Annotated in this window: 19 protein-coding genes; 6 read left to right on the top strand and 13 right to left on the bottom strand. The window is 64.6% G+C overall.

The features are described 5' to 3' along the window. Positions 1-4: 4 nt before the first annotated feature. The 4 genes from paaZ (at position 5) to LSO07_RS26330 (ending at position 5,942) form a co-directional block, all read left to right on the top strand. The gene (gene paaZ / locus LSO07_RS26345; protein WP_151097104.1) at positions 5-2,056 is read left to right on the top strand and encodes a phenylacetic acid degradation bifunctional protein PaaZ; all 2,052 of its coding nucleotides are present in this window, start codon (positions 5-7) and stop codon (positions 2,054-2,056) included. Positions 2,057-2,621: 565 nt separating this feature from the next. Next, positions 2,622-3,884 (top strand): hypothetical protein, encoded by a 1,263-nt coding sequence (locus tag LSO07_RS26340; RefSeq protein WP_151097102.1) that lies wholly within the window; start codon positions 2,622-2,624, stop codon positions 3,882-3,884. Positions 3,885-3,894: 10 nt separating this feature from the next. After that, on the top strand, positions 3,895-4,302 hold the full coding sequence (locus tag LSO07_RS26335; protein WP_070281618.1) for a hypothetical protein: 408 nt from the start codon (positions 3,895-3,897) through the stop codon (positions 4,300-4,302). Positions 4,303-4,367: 65 nt separating this feature from the next. Next, the gene (locus tag LSO07_RS26330; RefSeq protein ID WP_151097100.1) at positions 4,368-5,942 is read left to right on the top strand and encodes a methyl-accepting chemotaxis protein; all 1,575 of its coding nucleotides are present in this window, start codon (positions 4,368-4,370) and stop codon (positions 5,940-5,942) included. Positions 5,943-6,012: 70 nt separating this feature from the next. On the opposite strand, the gene LSO07_RS26325 is transcribed toward LSO07_RS26330, so the two are convergent. From LSO07_RS26325 to LSO07_RS26270, 12 genes are all read right to left on the bottom strand, one after another. Further along, complete coding sequence (locus LSO07_RS26325) at positions 6,013-7,236, bottom strand: M24 family metallopeptidase (RefSeq protein WP_151097098.1); 1,224 nt, start codon at positions 7,234-7,236, stop codon at positions 6,013-6,015. Positions 7,237-7,281: 45 nt separating this feature from the next. Beyond that, positions 7,282-7,818, bottom strand: coding sequence for a type II secretion system protein (locus LSO07_RS26320; RefSeq protein ID WP_225317424.1), 537 nt, complete (start codon positions 7,816-7,818; stop codon positions 7,282-7,284). Further along, positions 7,805-8,188 (bottom strand): type II secretion system protein, encoded by a 384-nt coding sequence (locus LSO07_RS26315; RefSeq protein ID WP_099389305.1) that lies wholly within the window; start codon positions 8,186-8,188, stop codon positions 7,805-7,807. Before LSO07_RS26315 ends, LSO07_RS26320 begins: the two co-directional genes overlap by 14 nt. A 5-nt stretch (positions 8,189-8,193) precedes the next feature. Then, entirely contained in the window at positions 8,194-8,676 is a 483-nt protein-coding gene (locus LSO07_RS26310) for a type II secretion system protein (protein WP_070281613.1), read from the bottom strand. Between the two features lie 8 nt (positions 8,677-8,684). Continuing rightward, complete coding sequence (locus LSO07_RS26305; RefSeq protein ID WP_151097096.1) at positions 8,685-10,568, bottom strand: secretin and TonB N-terminal domain-containing protein; 1,884 nt, start codon at positions 10,566-10,568, stop codon at positions 8,685-8,687. A gap of 17 nt (positions 10,569-10,585) precedes the next feature. Further along, a complete protein-coding gene (locus LSO07_RS26300; protein ID WP_092607657.1) occupies positions 10,586-11,122 on the bottom strand; it encodes a hypothetical protein in 537 nt (178 codons plus the stop codon). Further along, a complete protein-coding gene (gene pilO, locus LSO07_RS26295) occupies positions 11,119-11,739 on the bottom strand; it encodes a type 4a pilus biogenesis protein PilO (RefSeq protein ID WP_092607661.1) in 621 nt (206 codons plus the stop codon). Before pilO ends, LSO07_RS26300 begins: the two co-directional genes overlap by 4 nt. Continuing rightward, the gene (locus LSO07_RS26290) at positions 11,727-12,269 is read right to left on the bottom strand and encodes a hypothetical protein (protein WP_034780361.1); all 543 of its coding nucleotides are present in this window, start codon (positions 12,267-12,269) and stop codon (positions 11,727-11,729) included. Before LSO07_RS26290 ends, pilO begins: the two co-directional genes overlap by 13 nt. Further along, the gene (locus LSO07_RS26285; protein ID WP_151097094.1) at positions 12,260-13,048 is read right to left on the bottom strand and encodes a hypothetical protein; all 789 of its coding nucleotides are present in this window, start codon (positions 13,046-13,048) and stop codon (positions 12,260-12,262) included. Before LSO07_RS26285 ends, LSO07_RS26290 begins: the two co-directional genes overlap by 10 nt. Next, on the bottom strand, positions 13,035-14,732 hold the full coding sequence (locus tag LSO07_RS26280; protein WP_151097092.1) for a GspE/PulE family protein: 1,698 nt from the start codon (positions 14,730-14,732) through the stop codon (positions 13,035-13,037). The genes LSO07_RS26285 and LSO07_RS26280 overlap by 14 nt, the downstream gene beginning before the upstream one ends. Before the next feature lie 25 nt (positions 14,733-14,757). Beyond that, on the bottom strand, positions 14,758-15,951 hold the full coding sequence (locus LSO07_RS26275; protein ID WP_070281608.1) for a type II secretion system F family protein: 1,194 nt from the start codon (positions 15,949-15,951) through the stop codon (positions 14,758-14,760). 250 nt (positions 15,952-16,201) lie between these two features. Next, positions 16,202-18,733, bottom strand: coding sequence for a M4 family metallopeptidase (locus LSO07_RS26270; RefSeq protein ID WP_034780355.1), 2,532 nt, complete (start codon positions 18,731-18,733; stop codon positions 16,202-16,204). A gap of 671 nt (positions 18,734-19,404) precedes the next feature. Between LSO07_RS26270 and LSO07_RS26265 the strand changes: the two genes are divergently transcribed. Next, on the top strand, positions 19,405-20,061 hold the full coding sequence (locus tag LSO07_RS26265) for a hypothetical protein (protein ID WP_034780353.1): 657 nt from the start codon (positions 19,405-19,407) through the stop codon (positions 20,059-20,061). A 51-nt stretch (positions 20,062-20,112) separates the two neighbouring features. Here the strand turns inward: LSO07_RS26265 and argH are convergent, their stop codons facing one another. Then, positions 20,113-21,510 carry an argininosuccinate lyase gene (gene argH / locus LSO07_RS26260; protein WP_099389069.1) on the bottom strand — a complete coding sequence of 466 codons (1,398 nt, stop codon included), beginning with the start codon at positions 21,508-21,510 and terminating at the stop codon, positions 20,113-20,115. A 273-nt stretch (positions 21,511-21,783) separates the two neighbouring features. Here argH and LSO07_RS26255 point away from each other — a divergent pair, with 273 nt between their 5' ends. Continuing rightward, a complete protein-coding gene (locus LSO07_RS26255) occupies positions 21,784-21,990 on the top strand; it encodes a hypothetical protein (RefSeq protein ID WP_092607672.1) in 207 nt (68 codons plus the stop codon). Positions 21,991-22,018: the final 28 nt, after the last annotated feature.

Below are 22,018 nucleotides of genomic sequence, written 5' to 3'. Positions count from 1 at the left end.
CCACATGGCTCATATATCCACCCTGCAAAGCCTGATCGCCGACCGCTGGCTGGGCGAAAGCGCTGCCGTGCCCTTGCACAGCGCCTTGAACAACCGCGTCATCTATCACACGCATGCGGAAAAGATCGACTTCGACGAAGCCGTCACGTATGCCCGCAAGACGGGTGTGCCGGGCCTGATGGCGCTGGACTTCCAGCAGCGCGCCGCGCGCCTGAAGGCGCTGGCCCTGTACCTGGTCGAGCGCAAGGAAGAACTGTATGTGATTTCGCACCTGTCGGGCGCCACGCGTGCCGACAGCTGGGTCGATATTGAAGGCGGCACGGGTACCCTGTTCGCCTACGCCAGCATGGGCAGCCACGAGTTGCCGTCGTCGAACGTGCTGCACGAAGGCCCGGCCATCGCGCTGGGCAAGAAAGGCGGTTTCGCCGGCACGCACATCCTGGTGCCGCGCGGCGGCCTGGCCGTGCACATCAACGCCTTCAATTTCCCCATCTGGGGCTTGCTGGAAAAATTCGCGCCCAGCTTCCTGGCGGCCATGCCCTGCATCGCCAAGCCGGCCACGGCGACCAGTTACCTGACGCAGGCCGTCGTGCGCATGATGCATGAATCGGGCTTGCTGCCGGCCGGCAGTTTGCAGCTGGTGATCGGTTCCACGGGCGACTTGCTGGACCGCCTGAATGGCCAGGATTTCGTGACATTCACGGGGTCGGCTGCCACGGCCGCCAAGCTGCGTACGAATCCGAACCTGATCGCCCAATCCGTGCCCTTCAACGGCGAAGCCGATTCGCTCAATTGCGCCATCCTCGCGCCGGACGTCACGCCAGACGACGTGGAATTCGACTTGTTCGTCAAGGAAGTCGTGCGCGAGATGACGGGAAAATCGGGCCAGAAGTGCACGGCCATCCGCCGCATCATCGTGCCCGAGCACCTGATGGACGCCGTCGGCACGCGCCTGCGCGAACGCCTGGCCAAGGTGGTGGTGGGCGATCCGTCCATCGAAGGCGTGCGCATGGGCGCGCTGGCGTCAAAGGAACAGCAGAACGACGTGGCCGAACGGGTCGCCACCCTGTCGCAGGGTAATGAAGTGGTGTTCGGCGCGGCCGACGGTTTTAGTCCTTTGGGCGATGGTGCCCTTGACGGCAGCTTCTTCTCGCCGACCCTGCTGCTGTGCCGCGACGCCTTCAGCAACGATGCCGTGCATGACGTGGAAGCGTTCGGCCCCGTCAGCACCATGATGGGCTATAAGGACATCGATGAAGCGCTGGCCCTGGCCGCACGCGGCAAGGGCAGCCTGGTGAGCACCCTGGTGACGCGCGATCCGAAGATCGCCGCGCGCGTGGTGCCGCAAGTGGCGGCCACGCATGGCCGCGTGCACGTGCTCGAGCGCGTGGCGTCCGTCGATTCGACGGGCCATGGCTCGCCGCTGCCGCAACTGAAGCACGGCGGCCCTGGCCGCGCGGGCGGCGGCGAAGAGCTGGGCGGCGTGCGCGCCGTGCGCCACTACCTGCAACGGGCGGCCGTGCAAGGCTCGCCGACCATGCTGGCGGCCATCACCGGCGAATACGTGCGCGGCGCGGACGTCAATGAAAGCCCGATCCACCCGTTCCGCAAGCACTTCGAGGACTTGAAGACGGGCGACTCGCTGCTCACGCACCGCCGCACCGTCAGCGAAGCGGACATCGTCGCCTTTGGCGGCATCTCGGGCGACTTCTTCTACATGCACTTCGATGAAATCGCGGCCAAGGAATCGCAGTTCGGCAAGCGCATCGCCCACGGCTACTTTGTGCTGTCGGCCGCCGCCGGCCTGTTCGTCTCGCCAGGCGTCGGTCCCGTGCTGGCCAACTATGGCCTGGACAACCTGCGCTTCGTCGCGCCGGTGGCGATTGGCGACACCATCCGCGCCCGCCTGACGTGCAAGCGCAAGGTCGACCGCAACCGCAAGGACGTGTTTGGCGTGGGCCAGGGCGTGGTCGCTTGGGACGTGCAGGTGACGAACCAGAACGAGGAACTGGTGGCCAGCTACGACATTCTGACCCTGGTGTCGAAGCGCGAGTAAGTCCGAGAGTAAGCGTATCTGGCAGGATTGGTTTGAACGGCGCCGCCCGCGATCTTCGCGCGGGCGGCGCTTTTTTTATGTGGATCTTTTTCGTCTTGAATTATCCATAAGTGTATGAAAAATATAGGCTAAGAGCCTATCCCAGTAGGGAGCATCTTCTGCTGGCAGCGGATCAGGAGCGCGGACAAGGCGTGAGGAGGACGCGTGGCGAGCCACGCGACGACGATCAACGCAGTCCCCGCTTCTGAGGCGCGCCAGCGGGGGATGTATTCATCTACTGGGATAGGCTCTAAGTGTGGTTTTGCACGGCGTGCTATTTAGATAAACCCCTCTAGAACGCGTGCTTTTTTCATGGAAATGGGCGAATTCGCTCATTGCCTCAAGAAAACTTTCCAACGTAAAACCTTTTCTCTGTAGCATGGTTTTACTCACTGGTCACGCCGCCATGGACGCCCAAGGCGATGGCGGCGCGAAAAAAACGGACCCGGCCTTTTACGGCCGGTGAGCCATCGACCTCGAGTCCCATTCCACGATTAACGTTCACCGCTACGGGTATTTAATTACTATGAATAAACACGTCCTGATTTTCCTGCTGGCCATGCCCCTGGCCATCAGCCATGCCTATGCCGAAGAGGTCCCTGGTCCTGCGGTCAAGATCAGCGGTTACGGCACCGCCGCCATGACCATGGCCGATACCGACAGCGCGCAGTTCGCGCGCCCGAACCAGGCTGCCGGCACAGGCCGCACCGCCCGCACAGGCGTCGATTCCAACCTGGGCTTGCAGGCCAATGTCACCGTCAATCCCTGGCTGTCGGCCACCGTGCAAGGGCTGGCGCGCAAGGATGGCGAAGACGATTTTGGCGCCGAACTGGCGTGGGCCTTTGCCAAGGCCAAGGTATCGGACAGCTTCAGCGTGCGCGTCGGCCGCATGGGCCTGCCTGTCTTCATGATTTCCGATTACCGTAACGTCGGCTATGCCAACACCATGCTGCGTCCGCCCGGCGAAATGTATTCGCAGGTTCCCCTGAACAGCATCGACGGCATCGATGGCACCTACCAGTTCAGCGCGGGCGACACCAGCATCACCACGCAGCTGGCGCTGGGCCGCACCAAGGCCACCCTGGCCACGGGTCCCGATTCGACCGTGCAGGTGGAAGGCAAGTCCATCGTCGCTCTTAACGTGGTGGCCGAACATGGTCCCGTCACCGTGCGTTTCGGCCGGGCCGAGACCAAGCTGACGATCAACGATTCGCCCAGCCTGAATACCTTGATGGGCAGCTTGCGCGCGGCCGGCAGCGGCTACAGGATCGCCCAGTTGGGCGCCCTGGCCGATGCGCTGGAAGTCAAGGACAAGAAGGCATCGTTTACGTCCGTGGGCCTGTGCCTGGACTGGAACAATGTGCTGGTGCAGTCCGAATATGCGAAGCGCAAGACGGACAGCTATGTCAGCGACAGTACCTCTTGGTACGTGATGGGCGGCTACCGCATCGGCGCCTTCCTGCCGTACTACAGCCACGCCAGCCTGAAGGCCGATGGCCGCGTGAACAACACCGTGCCCGCATCCTGTCCTGCCGGTTATCCAGCCGCCTGCACGCCGACCTTGCGCGCCCTGTCGGCCGGCGTCGACACCCTCGCGTACATGCGCAATCAGCTGGAGCAATCGACGGACAGCATCGGCGTGCGCTGGGACTTCCACCGTTCGGCCGCGCTGAAAGTGCAGATCGACCGCATCAAGCCGAAGAATGGCCCGGGCCTGTTCGTGCAAGCCAAGCCGGGTTTCCATGGCCCCGTCACGGTGGCTGCCGCCGCCATCGATTTCGTTTTCTAAGGAGCGCCGCATGAAACCATTGATCTTGAATGTGGCTGCCTTGCTGGCGCTGTCGACCGCTGTTCCCGCCATGGCCGAAGTGGTCGTGGTGGTCAATCCGAAGAGCGCCGCCGGCGCCATGACGAACGAACAGGTGGCGCAATTCTTCCTCGGTAAATCGACGGCCATGACGCCGGTCGACCAGCCGGAAAGCGCCCCCGTGCGCGCGGAGTTCTACAAGAAGGTGACGGACAAGGAGCCGTCGCAGGCGAAGGCCCTGTGGTCCAAGCTGGTCTTCACGGGCAAGGCGACCTTGCCGAAGGAAGTGGCCAATAGCGCTGACGTGAAGAAGGCCGTGGCCGCCGATCCGAAAGCCATCGGCTATATCGAGAAGAGTGCCGTCGACGGCACCGTCAAAGTGGTGCTGACGACGCCATAAGGCCGCCATGACGGCATGCGGCGACGCATGCCGTCTTTTGCACGAGATAACATCAGGAGACAGCAATGAGCATCAAACGCAAGATATGGGCGCTGCCTGTCGTCTCGGCCGTGATTTTCGGGCTGGGGCTGGCCGTCAGCGCCTACCTGTCCACGGCCACGCTCAATTCCATCCACGCCACGGAAAGTGCCGACTATCCCGTGCTCGACATGGCCAAGTCGCTGACCCTGGACGTGGCCGCCGTCGGCGACGCCCTGCGCGATGCCGTCAGTGAAGGCGACAAGGAGCGCATCGGGCAAGTCGGCGGCCAGGCAGTCAAGCTGCGCGCCAGGCTGGGCGACTTCGCGGCGATCCCTGGCCAGCGCGAGCAGGGCCTGCGCCTGGCCAGGGAATTCGATGCCTACTATGCGCCGGCCCTGAGCGCGGCGCGCATCATGCTGGAAATGGAAGAGGGCGACCCGCAAGCGACCGTCGCGCGCATGCAGGGCGCGCTGGCGGTACTCAACACGGACCTGGCAAAGACCAACGAACAGGCGCAATTGCAATTCAAACAGGGCATCGAACGCAGTGCGGCCAATGTGCGCAATGCGCTCAATACCAGCATCGCCGTGGCGCTGGCCGTCATCGTCTGCCTGGTGGCCGTGTCGCATTTCGTCGTGCGCGCCATCTGGCAGCAGCTGGGCGGCGAACCCGAATATGCGCGCCAGATCGCGCGTGCCGTGGCCGATGGCGACCTGTCGATGGAGATCGCCACCGAGGCGGGCGACCAGGCCAGTCTGCTGGCGGCATTGAAAGAGATGCGCGGCCGGCTGGCCGGCATGGTGTCCGGTATCAAGGCGTCGGCCGAAACCATCCAGGTGGCCAGTGCCGAAATCGCCCAGGGCAATGCGGACCTGGCCGCGCGCACGGAATCGCAGGCGGGCAGCCTGGATCAGACGGCGCGCAGCATGGACAGCCTGACCTCCACCGTGCGCGACAACGCCGCCAACGCGGGCCAGGCGCATGAACTGGTGGTGTCGGCATCTTCGGTTGCTGTGAAGGGCGGGCAGGTGGTCAGTCAGGTAGTCACCACCATGGGAGAGATCAACGATTCATCCAGACGCATCGTCGACATCATCGGCGTCATCGACGGCATCGCCTTCCAGACGAATATCCTGGCCTTGAATGCGGCCGTGGAAGCGGCGCGCGCGGGCGAGCAGGGGCGCGGTTTTGCCGTGGTGGCGTCCGAAGTGCGCAACCTGGCGCAGCGCAGCGCGGCAGCGGCGCGGGAAATCAAACAATTGATCGGCGATTCGGTGGCCAAGGTGAATGTCGGCTCGAAGCTGGTCGACGAGGCGGGTCTGACCATGGGCCAGATCGTCGACTCCGTGAAAAAGGTGGCCGACATCATGGCCGAGATCAGCGCCGCCAGCCAGGCGCAAAGCGCCGGCATCGGCGATATCGGCGTGGCCATCGGCAGCATGGACCAGATGACGCAGCAAAACTCCGCGCTGGTGGAAGAGGCGTCGGCGGCCGCCGAATCGCTGCAGGAACAGGCCGTGCAGCTGGGCACGGCGCTGGCCGTGTTCAAGCTGGCGCAGGGAAGCGCTGTGTCGGATTACGCGCAGGGCGCTGATCCGACCTGCCTGGCATTGCGGTGATACCAGCTTGGCGTGCATGGCATGGCGCAGGTTGGATTAGCGCAGCGTCATCCAACCCAAGGGCATCTGCTTACGCGTGCAAGCCGAACGGATCATCGATGCTGTGCGCCGGCTGCGTGAACCAGCGCGGACCGTTCTCCGTCATGTAGAAATGGTCTTCGTGGCGGATGCCGAATTCGCCGGGGATGCAGATCATCGGTTCGTTCGAGAAGCACATGCCCACGTCCAGCGGCGTCGTGTCATTGCCCACCAGGTAAGGCCACTCGTGGATATCGAGGCCGATGCCGTGGCCCGTGCGGTGCGGCAGGCCGGGCAGCTTGTAGCCGGGGCCGAAGCCGTCCGCTTCCAGCGAGACGCGCGCGGCGCGGTCCACGTCGCCGCAGGGCACGCCCAGCTGCGCGGCCGCGAATGCAGCTGCCTGCGCCGCCTTTTCGCTGTTCCATACGCTGCGCTGGCGCGCGCTGATGGCGCCAAACACATAGGTGCGCGTGATGTCCGAGATGTAGTTCATCACCTGGCAGCCCGTGTCGATCAGCACCGTGTCGCCCGCTTTCAAGGTTTGTACGTAGTTGACGCCATGCGGGTAGGCCGTCGCTTCGCCGAACAGCACGATGCAAAAATACGAGCGGGGCGCGCCCACCTTGCGGTGCGCGCGCTGGATGAATTCTTCCACTTCCACCGTCGTGATGCCTTCGTACAGCATGCTGGCCGTCGCCACGTGCACGGCCAGGGTCATGTCCATCACGCGCTGCATGAGGGCGATTTCCGCCGGTGACTTGCGGGTGCGGCAGTACGCGGTGACGGCGCGCGCATTTTCCAGCGCGTAACCGGGAGCCAGCGGCTTGATGCCGTCGTAGATGAAGAAGGCGGCGCTTTCGCAGATGCCCACGCGCGGCGGCGCGGCCGCATCCTGGGCTATCCCCATGCGCGCCAGCACGTCGACGAACAGCTGGTACGGGCTTTCATGCTCTTCCCAGCAATTGACCTTGCCTTCGATGAGCATGAAGCCTTGCAAGGTGCTTTCCTCGAAGGCGGGGGCGATGTATTCGATCTCTCCGCTGGCCGGCAGGATGGCGCCCACCATGCGTTCGCTGGCATACCATTTGGTGCCAGTGAAATAGGTGAGATTGGCGCCCGCGTTCAGGTAGACCGCGGCGATGCCCTGTTTGCGCATGAATGCCTGCGCCCTGGCGATGCGTTGCGCATGTTCGTCCTTGCCGATGGCGACCATGCCGCCCGTCATGTCCGACAGCGATGCCAATGCCTGTTCGATGGAAGTGCCACCTATGCTCATGCCTGCTCCTTTGCTCGATGCTGAATATGGAATGCGGGCATGATATCAGTTTGCGCCTTTCGGCTTGAGTCCGGGCGCGCCGCCGGCGGCATCGGGCGGGGCCAGCACCAGGTCGTGCGGATACGTGAAGTGCCAGTCCGCGTAGCGTTGCTTGCGGCGCAGGCTGGCGTCTTCGTCGAGAAAATTGTCCTGCTTGATGGGGAGCTGTGGCGACAGCGAATGGATGCCGACGATGCGTCCCTCCTGCCGCAGCAGCCCCCATTCCGCCTTGCCCGTGACAGGGTCCGCATACAGGCGGCGCAAGTGCCGCCGGGCGTTGGCAAAGCGCGGGTCGCGCAGCAGTTCCTGCAAGGTCAAGGGATAGCGGGGCCGCCCGTCGCCCGGCGTGCTGTCGTAGTAGCGGCCCAGCGCGTTGCGGAATTCATGGCCGATGAACAGCAGCTCGCGCTCCTTGTCGCGCCGCGCTGCCGTGGCAAACAGTTCGCTGGCCAGCACCAGGCCCACGCCCATAAAGGCCACCAGCATCAGGGTCCAGATATACGCGAAACCCTGCGCACGGCGTTGAAAACTAGAGCTGCTCAAAGGGGATGCCCTCGCGCGTCTTGCCCTTGGCGCCGCTGCGCACGTCGGCCACCCCGCCGATCTCGCCATTGGGCGAAGGGATCAATTGCCAGGTGGCGCTGGACTCCGTGACGGGGTCCAGCGGCACGCTGCGGAAGTAATGGTGGGTCACGAGGTCGTCCAGGGCGGCCGGATACTCGCCCTTGTCGGCATAATATTTATCCAGGCCGCTCCTGAGCACTTGCAGGTTTTCCTTCAGCGCGACCTCCTTCGATTTTTCCACCGAACCGAAATAGCGGGGAATGGCGATCGTCAGCAGCAGCGAGATGATCGCCAGCACCACCAGCAGTTCGACCAAAGTAAAGCCGCGGCGTGAGATAGAAGCGGGCATCAAGTTCACCATTGATTGAGCGGCACGCCGTTCAGGCCCACCTTGGTCGAGCGCGAGGCGACGTCGAACACGTCCTCGCCTTCGCTGGGATTGTCGGGCGGCGAGGCATAGGCGCGCTTGCTCCAGCTGTCGGCGGCGCTGCCTTCTTCCCTGGGCTGGAACGGGTCGCGTGGCAGACGGCGCAAAAAATAGATGTTCTGCTTCGAGACGCTGCGCTGATCGGGCACCCCCTCGACCAGTTCCTCGAGTTTTTTCGGATAGCCGGAAGCGCCCAGCGACAGCTTGATGCGGCCATTGTCCGAAGCGCGCTTGTAGGCATCGATGGCCTCGCGCATCTCGATCAGGGCGCTGCGCAATTGCTGTTCCTTCGCCCGTTGTAAGGCCACCTGCGCCATCGGCACGGCCACCGTGGCCAGGGTCGCCATGATGGCCAGGGTGATCATCAGCTCGATGAAGGTAAAGCCCCGCTCTTTCACTGGCCACCTCATTGGCAACCTCACTGGCCACCCTTGACAGTGGCCTTGTCGCCGGCGGCAGGCGCTTCGTCGCCACCCGTCATGGGCGAACCGGTGCGCGGCGCGGCCTGTTCTGGTGCGGCGATAGCCTCGGGGGAGCCGCCGACGCTGGCGCGGCCGCCCACGGATGTCTCGGTGCCGGAATTGAATTCGGCCGTCGTCAGATCCGGGCGGCGGATGCTGCGCAGCAGGCGCGGCGTGATCGACAGCACGATCTCGCTGCGCATGGCGTCGTCCTTCTGGCTGCCGAACAGGCGGTTCAGCACGGGCAGCTCGCCCACGCCCGGCACCTTGTTGGCCGTGCCCCGGTCTTCATCGCTGATCAGGCCGGCCAGCACCTGCGTCTCGCCATCCTTCAGGCGCAGCACCGTGGAAGCGCTGCGCGTGCCGATCTGGTAAGCCTGCGTGCCCGTCTTGCTGATCACTTCCTTGACGACGTTCGACACTTCCAGGTTGATCTTGATGGCCACTTCGTCGTCCAGGTAGACGTTCGGTTCGACGTCGAGCTTCAAACCCACGTCGATGTAGTTGACGCTGTCGGAACTGACGCCGTTATTCGTCGTGACGGTAATGACGGGCACGCGGTCGCCGATGAGGATCTTCGCCTTTTCCTTGTTGCGCACGCGGATGCGCGGATTGGCCAGGATATTGCTGTCGCTGTCCGTCTTGTTGGCGTTCAGGGTGACGCCGCCGATACCCAGGTTGATATTGTCGCCATTGATGCGGTGCAGGTCCGCCACCTTCAGGCCGCCGAGTCCTCCCGCGCTGCCTGCGACGCCGGCCAGCGTCAGGCTGGCCTGGTCCGGCCAGCGCACGCCCAGTTCCATCAGGCGCGTGCGCTTGACTTCCAGCACCTCGACTTCCAGCATCACTTCCGGGTCGGCCAGGTCTTGCACGTTGATGATGCGTTCGGCCATGCGCACCATTTCCGGCGTATCGCGCAGCATGATGATGCCCAGTCGCTCGTCGGTGACGACGTCCTTGGCCTTGAGCAGGGTCTTGATGGAAAACGCCACCGTCTTGACGTCGGCATTGGCGAGGAAGAAGGTGCGCACCACGAGCTGCTGGTAATCCTTCACCTTTTGCGGCGTGTTCGGGTAGATCGTGATCGACTTGTCGCTGGTGACGCTTTGTTCCAGCTGGTTGGCGCCCAGCAGCATGGCAATCGCCTCTTCGATGCTGGTGTCGCGCACGGAAATGGTGGCGCGCAGGGCGGGATCGACTTCCTTGTCGAAGACGAAGTTCAGGCCCGACACCTTGCTGATGAAATCGAACACGGAGCGCAGCGGCGCGTCGCGAAATTCCAGGGTGACTGGTTTCCTGTAGGCGGCCGCCAGCTTGCCGCCGGCCGGCAGACTTTTGGATTGCGCCTCGCCGATGCGGCTTTTCAGGGCCAGCGCCTCGCGCTGTGCGGGGCGCTCCTGCAGCACCTGGCGCAGGGCTTCCTGCGCCTGCGCGATATTCGCTTCGCCGCCGCGCTGGTAGCTGGCCTGCGCTTCCTGCACCAGCTTGCGGTGCCGTTCATCCTGTGCCACGCCGGCCAGGCCCCGCTGCGCCACGTCGTTGCTGGCGTCCAGCGCGAGCGCCTGCTGGTACAACGCCTGCGCTTCGGGCAGCTTGCCCTGCTGGCGCAGCGCCTCCGCAGCGCCATTCAGCTTGTTCAGCGCGCGCATCCTGCCATTCGTGACGGCAATACGGTACTTGGCGTTGGTCGGCTCGGCCTGCGCCGCCTGTTCCAGCAGGGCCAGCCCCTGTTCCGTGCGGCCCGCGCCCAGCATGGCCTGGCCATCGTTATAGGCCTGGTTGCCGGCGCAGGCGGCCAGCAGGGACAGCACCGGCAGCAAGGTGAGGATAGTACGAGACATACGTGCGGCGCGTCGTTTCAATTGAGGTCCCCTACGGCGAGTGTCTGTTTCAGGTTGAGCGGCAGATAGGTAAATTGCAGAGAACCCTGCACCACGCCATCGAAGCGATAGCGCTCTTCGAGCGTGTCGCCGGGGCGCGCCACCACGTTGCGTTCGCCCGCCTGCAGGAAGTAGGCGGCCTTGCCTTCGTCGACAAAGCGGCCCAGGAATTGAAATGGCAGCGGTGGCGGCGCGTTTGCATCCACGCGGGCTGCGGGTAGTGCCGCCTGGGCTGCCTGCTGGTCGAGCATGATCTTCTTCGGCGTCTCCGGCTGCCAGCTCTGCTTGGCGAACAGGGTTGCTGCCTCGTCGTCATCGAGTCCCCGGCGCGGTTCGATGGCCAGCGCACGATGGGTTTGCGGAACGGCGGCTGCGGCGAGGGGGGCTGGCGCCACCCGCTCCACCTGGCGCGTGGTGGCCGTGGCCGGTCCCACGATGCTGCCTTCATCCTCGGGCGCGAAGAGGGCGGCCAGCAAGGTCGCCACGGCGGCGCCTCCCAGTACGGCTTTTTTCATCGGCGCACCTCCGCCTTTTTCACCAGCAGGATGAACTGGATGCGCGCGTCGATCTCGCCCGCCTCGATCTGCTCGCGCTTGAACAGCACGGAGTCGAGCGTCAGGGTGGGCAGCGCCTGCAGGGCATCGACGATAAAGGTCTGCAGCTGCGCGTATTCGGCTTTGACGGGCAGGGTGATCTGGTAGCGCAGGAAGGCCGTGTTGCCGTCTTCCTGCGGCTTGTAGTCGGCCTTGGCCAGGGTGACGCCGCTCTTTTGCGCCACTTCCAGCAAGGCCTTCAATTGGTCGGGAATGCTGTCATGCGCGGGCAGGTAGGCGTGAAAGGCGGCCAGGCTGTCCGCATCGGCATCGAGCGTGATGGGTGCCGGCGGCAGCGCCGACTGTCTGGCAGCAGCGGCCAGTTGCGCCGCCAATTGCTGCTGGCGTGCGGCCAGCGCATCGCCCTGCTGCATGGCGAAAGCGGCCAGCGCCAGGCAGGCCGCGCCGAGGGCGCTGGGCCAGCCGAGGGTGCGCCACAAACGTTGCGCTTCCCACGCCAGGCGCGGCGGCATGCGCAGCTGCAGGCGCGCGCGGGCCACGGGCGTGCTGGCTTTGAATACGGGTTTTATTGCCGCCATTGCGCCTCCAGCTGAAAACGGTAAGGGTGTTCGGGGGCGTTCGCATTCATCTCGTGCTTGAGCAGATATACGGAGCTGAACATGGGCTGCTGGTTCAGGAAGGCCAGGTAGTTGAGCATGTCCTGCGGCGTTTCCGCCTCGGCGGCGATCTTCAGGACGCTGGCGCCATCCTGTCCCTGCTGCGCGTTCAGGTCCAGCCCCAGCAAGGCCACGCGCACGTCGCGCGGCGCCTGCACGGTCTTGACCAGGCGCGTGACGGGCAGGTTAAGCTGGCGCACGGCGGCGGCCACCTGTTTCAGTTCGATGTCGCGTTCGCGCTGCTGGCTGGCGGACAAGGGCGCGCGCACGGGACGCGCGGGCTGCAGCTGCGCCAGCTGCGCTTCCAGGCGCCGTGTTTCCTGCGCCTGCACCAGCCAGTACACGGCGGCCGGCAGCAGCAGCAAGCCGCCCGCCAGGCACAGGGCCAGGCGCCAGCCCTTGAACGTCTGCACTGCGCCGGGCGCCAGCAATTCCAGGCGGCTCAGGCCCATGCGGCCTCCCGCATCAGGTGGGCGGCGCCGGCCACGGGAAGGGACTGGAAGCGCGCCGGCAATTCGTCCTGCGGCATGCCGCTCAAGTCGAGCAGCGCCACGTATTCGATCACGTCCAGCTGTGGTGCGCGCAAGTTCCAGCGCCGCCACGCCCGATCCAGTTCGTCGCCCCAGGCGGCGCCGCAGGACTGGCTATGCAGGCCCGTGATGCGCCCGCCGCCCGTCGTTGCCAGCAGCAGCCGTCCCGCTTCCACCAGGGCGAAGGCGGCAGGTTTGCCGCCGGCGATGCTGCGCCAGGCCGGTCCGACGATGGGTTCGAGGGACAGGCAGCGCCGGCCATGCGCGGCTGCCGCATCCTGCACGCCTTGCAGCAGGGCCGCATCGATGCCGCAGGCCAGGCGTGGCTTGCCATAGGGCGCATCGTCGGCAGCCAGGCGCCAGGCGCGCGCGCCATCGCCGTAGACGGCAGCGAACTGGCTGTGCAGGAAACGCTGTGCGCTGGTTCGGTCGAGCAGGGCGCCGCTCCACGGTACCATCAGCATGGCGCACCAGCGGCTGGCCAGGCTGACGGCCAACGGCAGTTTTTTTGCATTGTGCTGTTCCAGCCAGCCGCGCAGGGCGGCCAGCGCCACTTCCCAACTGGCGTCGGGGTTCGCAATGGGCAGGTGGAAGGCGCTGTCGGGCACGGGACGGCCGGCGCGGCGCAGCACGCCGTCCAATCCGTGCGGCGCCAGGTGCAGGCACAGGGTGGCGCGGGTAAGGCGTTCAATAAGTGACACGATTGAGCTCCGCTAAAGTGGTTTCGCCGCGCCGCACCAGGTCCAGGCCCGCTTCGCGCGCCAGGCGAAAGCCGTTGCGCGCCGCTTCTTCCTTCATCTGGCTCAAGGGCGCCCGCGTGCAGATCATTTCGCGCATGGCGTCACTGAGCATCAGCACTTCGGCGACGGCCTTGCGGCCCTTGTAGCCGGTACCGCGGCAGTGGCCGCAGCCCTTGCCGGCCATGAATTGCCAGTCCTGCACCTGGTGCAGGGTCAGGCCGCTGTCGCGCAGCTGCTGCGCATCGGCCAGCACCTCGGCGCTGGCATCGACGGCGCAATGGGCGCAATTGAGGCGCAGCAGGCGCTGCGCCACGATGCCGTTCAGGGCCGCTGCAAAGCTGTAGGCATCGACGCCCATGTGCAGGAAGCGCCCGACCACATCAAAGACGTTGTTCGCGTGCACGGTGGTAAACACCAGGTGGCCCGTGAGCGCGGCCTGCACGGCGATCTGCGCCGTCTCGTCGTCGCGGATTTCGCCGATCATGATCTTGTCGGGATCGTGGCGCAGGATGGAGCGCAGGCCGCGCGCGAACGTCAGCCCCTTCTTTTCATTGACGGGGATCTGCAGCACGCGCGGCAAGCGGTATTCGACGGGGTCTTCGATGGTGACGATCTTGTCGCGGCCCGTATTGATTTCCGTGATGGCCGCATACAGGGTGGTGGTCTTGCCGGAACCCGTGGGCCCGGTCACCAGCAGCATGCCGTGCGGCTTGGCGGCCAGGCGGCGTATCTGCTCGATGGCGTCCTCGTTCAGGCCCAGGCTTTCCAGGCGCAGCGCCTGCGCCGCTTCCGTCAGCGCGCGTCGGTCCAGCAGGCGCAGCACGGCGTCCTCGCCAAAGATATTCGGCATGATGGAGACGCGAAAGTCGATTTCCGCCCCTTTTACGCGCACCTTGAAGCGGCCGTCCTGCGGGATGCGGCGCTCGGCGATGTCGAGATCGGCCATGACCTTGATGCGCGAGATGATCTGCTCGGCCATCGCCAGTCCCTGCACCTGGCCCGCCTGTACCAGCACGCCGTCGACGCGGTATTTGATGACCAGGCTGGCCACGTCGCATTCGAGGTGGATGTCGCTGGCCTGGAATTTCAGGGCATCGTAGATGGTGGAGTTCACCAGTTTCACCACTGGGCTGCTGTCCTCGCTGATGCGGATCAGCGAGATATCCTCGATGCTCTGGTCCAGGCCCGGCACGTCATCCCCGTGCTGCATTTCCTGCATCGCCTGCTGCACGCTTTCCTGCTGCAGCAGATAGGCGGCCAGGTCGTCCGGGTGCGCCAGCGCCACCGTGAAGGGCGTGGACAGGGCGAAGTCGGCCCATTGCAGCAGGTCTTCCGCAAACGGGTTGCCGATGACGAGCACGGGCGGTGCGCCGGGGGCGCCCGGCTGCAGCAGCACGCAGTCGCGCTGGGCGCAATCCGTGTAGGGCAGCAGGGCAAAGGCGGGCAAGGCGGCCTGCAGTTCGGCCATCGTCCATGCCGGGTAGCGGAACAGGGCGGCCAGCTGGCGCAAAAAGACTTCGGGCGGCAGGGCCGCCGTTTCCTGCAGCACGGCCATCCGCGGGCGGCCCTGTTCCAGCGCGCTGGCGTGGGCGCGGCGCAGCATGGCCGCATCAAGCACGGCCCGTTCTTCGTCGCGTGCGTTCATGGCAGGCACCACATGGTAAAAACCGTCACGATAAGCTCCCGGCCAGTTCAAAGATCGGCATGTACATCAGCACCACCACGCCGCCGATGACGACGCCGATGATGGTCATCAAGAGCGGTTCGAGCAGGCGCGAGGCCCAGTCCACCCAGCGGGCGAATTCCTCGTCGTGGAATTTAGCCGAGCGTTCCAGCATGTCGCCCAGGCGGCCCGTGTTCTCGCCCACTTTCAGCAGCGATTGCGCCACCGGCGTGGCCATGCCGGCGTGTTCCAGCGCGGTGGAAAACGGCATGCCTTCCTGCACCGCGCGGCGCGCCTGCGCCAGCTGCTCCTGCTGCGCCGGCAGCAGCATGGGCGCGACCATGGCCAGCGCCTTGTGCAGGGGGATGCCGGCGTGCAGCAGCAGGCTGAGAGCCCGGTAGAAGCGGGCCAGGCGGAATTCGGCAGCCTTCTCCGCCAGCACGGGCAGGCGCAGCAGGCGCAAGACCAGGGCCTGGCGCGCGCCGGCATTGGCGATGCCGAAGACTACGGCGGCCACCACGGCGGCCAGCGCGCTGGCGCACAGCAGCGGATGCGCGGCCAGGGTCTGGCCAAAGCCGAGCAGCATTTGCGACATCCAGGGAATCTCGCGGCCCGAGCTTTCGTAGACGACGCTGAATTTGGGCACCACGTAGCCGAGCAGGAACAGGGTCACCAGGCCGCCGACGACGAGCAGCATGCACGGGTAGATGGCGGCGGAAATGAGTTTCTTGCGGATGGCGTCGAACTGCAGCTGGTAGCCGACGAAGCGCGCCAGCGCCTCGGGCAGGTTGCCCGAGCGTTCGGCCGCATGCACGGTGGCGATGTAAATGTCGGGGAAGATGTCGGGGAAACCGGCCAGGGTGTCGGAAAAGCTGAGGCCCTGTTGCAGGGTGAGCACGATGGCGGCCAGCGTGGCCTTTGCGCTTGGCCGCGTTTCCTTGTTATGCAGGGTGGCCATGGCCTCGCCCAGGTTCAGGCCCGCTTCGAGCAGGGCCAGCAGCTCCTGGCTGAATTGCAGCAGAGGCAGGCCCTGTTTGCCGGGACGCAGCGCGACGCCCGTCTCCTGCGCAGCGCCAGCGTCGACGGCCAGCACGCGCCAGCCGCCGCGCACGGCCGCGCGGATCGCTTCGGCCTCGCTGGCGGCGTCGATGGCCAGCGCCTGGCTGCCCGCCGGGCCCTGCACCTGAAGGTGGAACTGCATCGTCGGCTCAGGCGAGCATGGCGAGGGCCTGGGGCGTGAAAATGGGGTAAGCGGAAGAAGGGAATGCGCGTGCGGACAAGGTCGAAGTAGGCATCGGTCAGGAACAATCCAAAAAAAAGTTCAATTCGTCGCGGGTACCAGCAGCAGGCAAGATGCAATCACTGCCTCAGGGTAGACTGGAATTGCCAGGAAATCAATCGTGCCGTGCGGGCAAGCCTTGTCGCGATGGCTTGCCCGCATGTTCAGCCGCTTACTGGGTGACCAGGCTGACCTTGTCGATCACGAACGAGGTTTGCAGCGATGCGTCCTCGGTCGCGGCAAACGAGATCTGCACGGTCTGGCCCTTGTAGGCGATCAGGTCAAACGTGCGGATCTGGTAGCCGGCAGCCTTGTTCACGTTCGAGTACGAGGCCAGGGTGCCCAGCACCGTGCCGGCGCTGTTCTTCACGGTGACGACCAGCTTGTCGTACACGGTATTGCCCGTTTCCGCCGTGTCGATATGCAGCGCGAAGGTCAGGCTGGCCGAGGTGGCGGCGGCCGGAATGGCCACGCTTTGGGTCAGCGATTCGCTGGCCGTGGCGCCATTGCCGCCCAGCCAGGCGTACTTCGTGCCTTCGTACGCGGTCTGGCCCGTGAAGGTGCCGATGGCGCCCGTGGTGCCGCTCCAACCCGTGGCGCCGGACTCGAAGCCGCCGTTCGTCACGCGTTCGGTGGCGCTGCTCGTGCCCACCGTCAGCGTGGCGTTGTTCGACGTGGCCGTCACGGCAGGCGAGGACGAATCCGTCACCGTGGCCTTGAAGACGGCGCCGCTGTCGGCCGCTACAGTCGTGAAACTGTAGGCGGGCGACGTGGCGCCGCTGATCACGGCGCCGTTGCGATACCACTTGTAGGTGTACGGTGCCGTGCCGCCGCCCGCGCCCACGGCGAACGAGGCGGTGGCGCCCGGTGCGACGGTGATGCTGGCCGGCTGGCTGGTGATGGTCACCGCGCCGCCCGTCGTCGATTCATCGACGTCGGCGCCCACGTTGATGGCCGCATACGCGCGCTTGACGGCGATCGCCTCGGCGCTGCCCACGCCATACAGTTCCTCGGCTGCCAGCAGCACCTTGTTGCGCGCGTCGGCGTAGTTGGTCGACGAAGTGAACTTGGTGGTGGCGGCCTTGAACCAGATGCGGTAAGCCTTGTCGCTGCCGATACCGGTCATGGCCAGCGGGCTTTTGTTCAGGTAGGAGCTGTAGTAGTCGCTGCTGGAGGTGGAGTTCGACCCTTGCGACAGGAAGTAGAACATGCGGTTGTTCGGGCCGCTGCTATAGTGGACGTCGAGGTTCTTGATGGTGCTGCTCCACGCATTCGGGCTGCTGCCATCCTTGCTTGGCTTGTACAGCCAACGCAGCGGCTGGCCATTCTTGGCGATTTCCTTGCCCGTCATCCAATCGTTGCCCGTGTTGGGGATCGTGGTGCCCGTGCCGCCGGCGCGCGCATACGCTTCCACCATTTCACCGGCGATGTCCGAGCTCGATTCGTTCAAGCCGCCCGACTCCTGCGAGTAGATCAGGCCCGAGGTGGCGTCGGTGATGCCGTGGCCCATTTCGTGGCCGATCACGTCGATGGAACCGAGGTTGTTGAACGAGCTGCCGCCGTCGCCGATATACATGCACTTGCAGCTGCTGTCGTAGTAGGCGTTGTCGTAGGCCGTGTTGACGTGGGCGGCGATGTGGGTGGCCGTGTTGTTGCCGTCCAGGCTGGACCAGCCCAGCACATTCTTGTGCGTGTCGTAGGTGTTCATCAGGCCCCACATCGCGTTCACGGCCGCCGTCTGGCCATTGGCGTTGGTGGTGCTGCCGCCGTTGATGTATTGCTGGCCGTCGCCCCAGGTATTGCTGGTGCTGCTGTACACGCTGCCCGAGCTGGTGCCGTGATTGGCATTCGTGATGGCCATGCCGCCGAAGCTGCCGCCCGTGCCGCGGCTGGGGTCCTTCATGGTGTAGGTGCTGCCCGTGAGCGTGGTGTTAAGGGGTACCTGGCCGTTGTACTGGCTGTTGCCGATGCCGGCCACGGTTTTCAGGGCTTTCCATTGACGCAGGATGCGGCCATCCTTGGCGCTGACGACGGTGTCGTAGTAGACGGGCTTGTTACCGCTGATCATGCGCGTCTGCACCAGATAGGCCAGCTCGTAGTGGTCGACCACGTCCTGCACGTCGAGGGCGTTCAACGCGGCTTCCGATTTGTTCTCGGCGCCGGCCACGCGCACGGTTTTCATGACGGGGTAGATCAGCAGTTGCGCATGCGGCGGCACGTGGTCGACGGCGCGCACGCCAATGCTGTCCACGGCGGCGGCGATGGCTGCCGCCGCGCTGATGGCGGGCGTGGTGTCGATATCGGTGGTGGCGCTGCGGGTGACGGAATTGACACCGCCGCTACCGAGGCCGGAAGCGCGGTCCGACACGGATTCGCTGACGATGTCGCCGGCGCTGTTGCTGACCACGACCGTTTCGGAACCGAAGACGGGCAAACCCTTGTAGGTGTGCTGCACGCGGCTCACGCGTGTGCCGCTGACGCCAGGATGCTGGGCGCCGACGGCAAAGCCATGTTCGGTATTCAGGCCGCGGCTGCGCGCCTGCGCAGCCAGCTTGTTGACCAGGCTGGCGGTCTCTTGTGGAGAAGCCAGGGCGACCGGGGCGGCCATCAGGGTCTGTGGCAGCGGCGTGGCGGCGTCTGCCGTGGTAGCCATCAGCGGCAGGGCGGCGATGGATGCGGCAACTATCGTCAAACGTAAATTCATTTCTGCTCCATGGTATCGGTTAAGGAAATGGTGAATGAGCTGGCCGCGATGCCTGATGGCCACCCCGGCGTGCCTGACAGGCGGATAGCCTGCCGTTTTGTGGTGGCATGACGCCGGGTAGGGGGACACTAAACTTGTCGATATCGCCATGTCAAAAAATTCAAGAAATGGGTCACTACGCGAATTTTTGTTAAGAATTGAACATTTATCGGTGCTACATCAGCGCAAAGTTTGATCTACCACAAGCTGTAACTTTTGTTTTGGACTACTTCCCCTAATGGCGCGTTCTGTTGGAAAAACACTGTTGCATTTTCTAAATGTTGCGATCTACACTAGGTATTCGCGTGGCCCCAACGGACCAGGCGAAGACAAAAAAAGCGCACGCGGCAATGACCGCGTCCAGATACAGCGCATCGGGAAAAAAATTCGGGAGTTTCACATGACGTCAGTTCTGTTTTCTGCTGTTGGTTTCAGCCATTTCCCCTCTGGAGCGGCATTCATGCTGCATCCGCCTTCCTAGCCGCCGCCAGCCGGTTCTTCCCCCCGCGAGGGGGTTCTTTTCCGCGAGTCCGACCGCGCCGCCCGGCGCGGCCGCTGGCGCAGTGCATCCTTTTTTCAGGAAGGGTTGCCGGCTCCTGGTGCGTGCACCGGAATCACCGGCCCGACGAACTATGCTTTCGATAGCGACCAAAGTGGAACAGATCGTGATGGAATCGGCCTTTCTCAGCGAGGGATTGGGCCGCGGCTTGCTGAACCTGTCGGAACTGGCGCGCCAGCTGCAGCCGCAATTGCAGAGCGACTTATGGAAACCGGTGGGGCAGGCCGCCGTGGTGATGGCGCTGCGCCGCCTGGCCGAACGGATGCCGCAGCAGAAAAGCGGCGAAATCGTGCTGGCGCACCGCGCGGGAGAACTTTCCACGCGCAGTGAATTGATGATTTTTACCTACCGCTATTCCGATCAGACCTATGATTGCCAGCGCCAGTTGCTGGCGCTGGCCGCACCCCAGCGCGGCACCTTCATCACGGTCACGCGCGGCGTCAACGAGGTGATGGTGATCTGCAGCCGCAGCCTGCACGCGCTGGTGGAAGAGGTCTTCGGCGGCGAGCAGGAACTGGCGCGCCTGGAGCGCGTGACGGCCGTGACCCTGCACCTGGCGCCCGAGACCTGCTATACGCCAGGCGTGTATCACGCCATCCTCAAGCGCCTGGCCTGGGAGCGCATCAACCTGATCAATATCATCTGCACGTATACGGAGCTGACCTTGCTGCTGGAAGCATCGCAGACGGGGGCCGCCTTTTCCGTGCTGTCGAAGATCGTCGCGCAATGAAAAACGCCCCGCTGCAGCGCTGCAGCGGGGCGTTTGCGGGATGGACGCCGCTTATTTTTCCAGCTGCGTGCGCACGCGGGCAATCGCGGCGCGCACCTGGTTTGGCGCGGTGCCGCCCACGTGGTCGCGCGCGGCCACGGAGCCTTCCAGGGTCAGCACTTCAAACACGTCTTCGCCCGTCAGTGGCGAGAAGGCGCGCAACTGCTCCAGCGACAGGTCGGCCAGGTCGCAGCCCGCATCGACGCAGGCGCGCACGGCCAGGGCCACCGCTTCATGGGCGTCGCGGAACGGCAAGCCCTTCTTGACCAGGTAGTCGGCCAGGTCGGTCGCCGTGGCATAGCCCTGCAGGGCTGCCGCGCGCATCGCTTCCGGCTTCACCGTGATGCCGCCGGCCATGTCGGCGAAGATGCGCAGGGTGTCGATGACGGTGTCGACGGTGTCGAACAGCGGTTCCTTGTCTTCCTGGTTGTCCTTGTTGTAGGCCAGCGGCTGGCCTTTCATCAGGGTCAGCAGGCCGGTCAGGTGGCCGTACACGCGGCCCGTCTTGCCACGCGCCAGTTCCGGCACGTCCGGGTTTTTCTTTTGCGGCATGATCGACGAGCCGGTGCAGAAGCGGTCGGCGATGTCGATGAAACCGATGCGTGGGCTCATCCAGATCACCAGTTCTTCGGCCATGCGCGACACGTGCATCATCAGCACGGCGGAGGCGGCGCAAAATTCGATGGCGAAATCGCGGTCCGAGACGGCGTCGAGCGAGTTGTGGCACACGTCGTCAAAGCCCAGTGTTTTTGCCACGCGCAAGCGGTCGATGGGGAAGGTGGTGCCGGCCAGTGCGGCGGCGCCCAGCGGCAGGCGGTTGACGCGCTTGCGGCAGTCGGCCATGCGCTCGGCGTCGCGGCCGAACATTTCAACATACGCCAGCATGTGGTGGCCAAAGGTGATCGGCTGGGCCACCTGCATGTGGGTAAAGCCCGGCATGATGGTGTCGGCATGCTGCTCGGCCAGGTCCGTCAGCGCGCTGCGGAACGTCGCCAGCAGGGTGGTGATGTCGTCGATGGCGGAGCGCACGTACAGGCGGATGTCGGTCGCCACCTGGTCGTTGCGCGAACGGCCCGTGTGCAGGCGCTTGCCCGCGTCGCCTACCAGTTCGGTCAGGCGTTTTTCGATATTCAGGTGGACATCTTCCAGGTCCAGCAGCCATTCGAACTGGCCGGCGGCGATTTCCTGCGAGATTTGCGCCATGCCGCGCTGGATTTCCGCGTAATCGGCCGGGCTGATGATGGCTTGCGCATGCAGCATTTCCGCATGGGCCAGCGAACCTTCGATGTCGAACAGCGCCAGGCGCTTATCAAAAAATACAGAAGCTGTGTAGCGCTTGACGAGGTCCGAGACCGGTTCGGAAAACCGGGCCGACCAGGCTTCGCCCTTTTTGGAGAATTGATCAGTCATGAAAGAAGTCCTTTAGTGTACGGCGATTATAAACAAGGTTGGCCGGCGGTAGGGCTTTTAGGGCCTTGCAGGGCGCTGAAATGGCCAGGAATGGGGCTGGCAAGCCTCAAATTCCACGACGCGGGCACGTTGTGCGTTCCATCCGGGCTTTTTGTATTCTGTCCCGCGAATCGTGCGTTTGGTCGCAATCCGATGGCAGTTCAGGGGGGATCGGCCTACAGTTCAATCATCGCAGGACAAACAGCAACGCCCCTTAACCTCAAGGAAAATTTCATGAACATCGCTAAAAACATGGAAGCCATCTTCGTCGCCATCATCGCCATCGCCGCCGCCACCAGCCTGGCCACCGCCGCCGTGCCGAAGTTCCGCGCCGCGCCAGCCGCTTCCGTCACCTTCGTCGCCAGCGCCGATCAAGCCACCATGCACACCGTGTATGTCAGCGCCAAGCGCCTGAGCGCCGAAGAAAAAGCCGCCCTGTAAGCGCGGCCATGCCATGCACGCAGTATCG

Origin of the sequence: Janthinobacterium sp. PLB04 (genome assembly GCF_021165895.1) — a bacterium.
Lineage (GTDB): Bacteria > Pseudomonadota > Gammaproteobacteria > Burkholderiales > Burkholderiaceae_D > Janthinobacterium > Janthinobacterium lividum.
This window is presented reverse-complemented; position numbering and strand designations above follow the sequence as displayed.

What these genes read in the sequence shown, in the direction of transcription:
- pilO (WP_092607661.1), bottom strand. Translation starts at nt 11,739, where the DNA reads ATGGCGGCAATAAAACCCGTATTCAAAGCCAGCACGCCCGTGGCCCGC.
- LSO07_RS26300 (WP_092607657.1), bottom strand. Translation starts at nt 11,122, where the DNA reads ATGAAAAAAGCCGTACTGGGAGGCGCCGCCGTGGCGACCTTGCTGGCC.
- LSO07_RS26275 (WP_070281608.1), bottom strand. Translation starts at nt 15,951, where the DNA reads ATGCAGTTCCACCTTCAGGTGCAGGGCCCGGCGGGCAGCCAGGCGCTG.
- LSO07_RS26305 (WP_151097096.1), bottom strand. Translation starts at nt 10,568, where the DNA reads ATGTCTCGTACTATCCTCACCTTGCTGCCGGTGCTGTCCCTGCTGGCC.
- LSO07_RS26280 (WP_151097092.1), bottom strand. Translation starts at nt 14,732, where the DNA reads ATGAACGCACGCGACGAAGAACGGGCCGTGCTTGATGCGGCCATGCTG.
- LSO07_RS26255 (WP_092607672.1), top strand. Translation starts at nt 21,784, where the DNA reads ATGAACATCGCTAAAAACATGGAAGCCATCTTCGTCGCCATCATCGCC.
- LSO07_RS26335 (WP_070281618.1), top strand. Translation starts at nt 3,895, where the DNA reads ATGAAACCATTGATCTTGAATGTGGCTGCCTTGCTGGCGCTGTCGACC.
- LSO07_RS26265 (WP_034780353.1), top strand. Translation starts at nt 19,405, where the DNA reads ATGCTTTCGATAGCGACCAAAGTGGAACAGATCGTGATGGAATCGGCC.
- LSO07_RS26325 (WP_151097098.1), bottom strand. Translation starts at nt 7,236, where the DNA reads ATGAGCATAGGTGGCACTTCCATCGAACAGGCATTGGCATCGCTGTCG.
- LSO07_RS26315 (WP_099389305.1), bottom strand. Translation starts at nt 8,188, where the DNA reads ATGCCCGCTTCTATCTCACGCCGCGGCTTTACTTTGGTCGAACTGCTG.
- LSO07_RS26310 (WP_070281613.1), bottom strand. Translation starts at nt 8,676, where the DNA reads ATGAGGTGGCCAGTGAAAGAGCGGGGCTTTACCTTCATCGAGCTGATG.
- argH (WP_099389069.1), bottom strand. Translation starts at nt 21,510, where the DNA reads ATGACTGATCAATTCTCCAAAAAGGGCGAAGCCTGGTCGGCCCGGTTT.
- paaZ (WP_151097104.1), top strand. Translation starts at nt 5, where the DNA reads ATGGCTCATATATCCACCCTGCAAAGCCTGATCGCCGACCGCTGGCTG.
- LSO07_RS26340 (WP_151097102.1), top strand. Translation starts at nt 2,622, where the DNA reads ATGAATAAACACGTCCTGATTTTCCTGCTGGCCATGCCCCTGGCCATC.
- LSO07_RS26290 (WP_034780361.1), bottom strand. Translation starts at nt 12,269, where the DNA reads ATGGGCCTGAGCCGCCTGGAATTGCTGGCGCCCGGCGCAGTGCAGACG.
- LSO07_RS26270 (WP_034780355.1), bottom strand. Translation starts at nt 18,733, where the DNA reads ATGAATTTACGTTTGACGATAGTTGCCGCATCCATCGCCGCCCTGCCG.
- LSO07_RS26330 (WP_151097100.1), top strand. Translation starts at nt 4,368, where the DNA reads ATGAGCATCAAACGCAAGATATGGGCGCTGCCTGTCGTCTCGGCCGTG.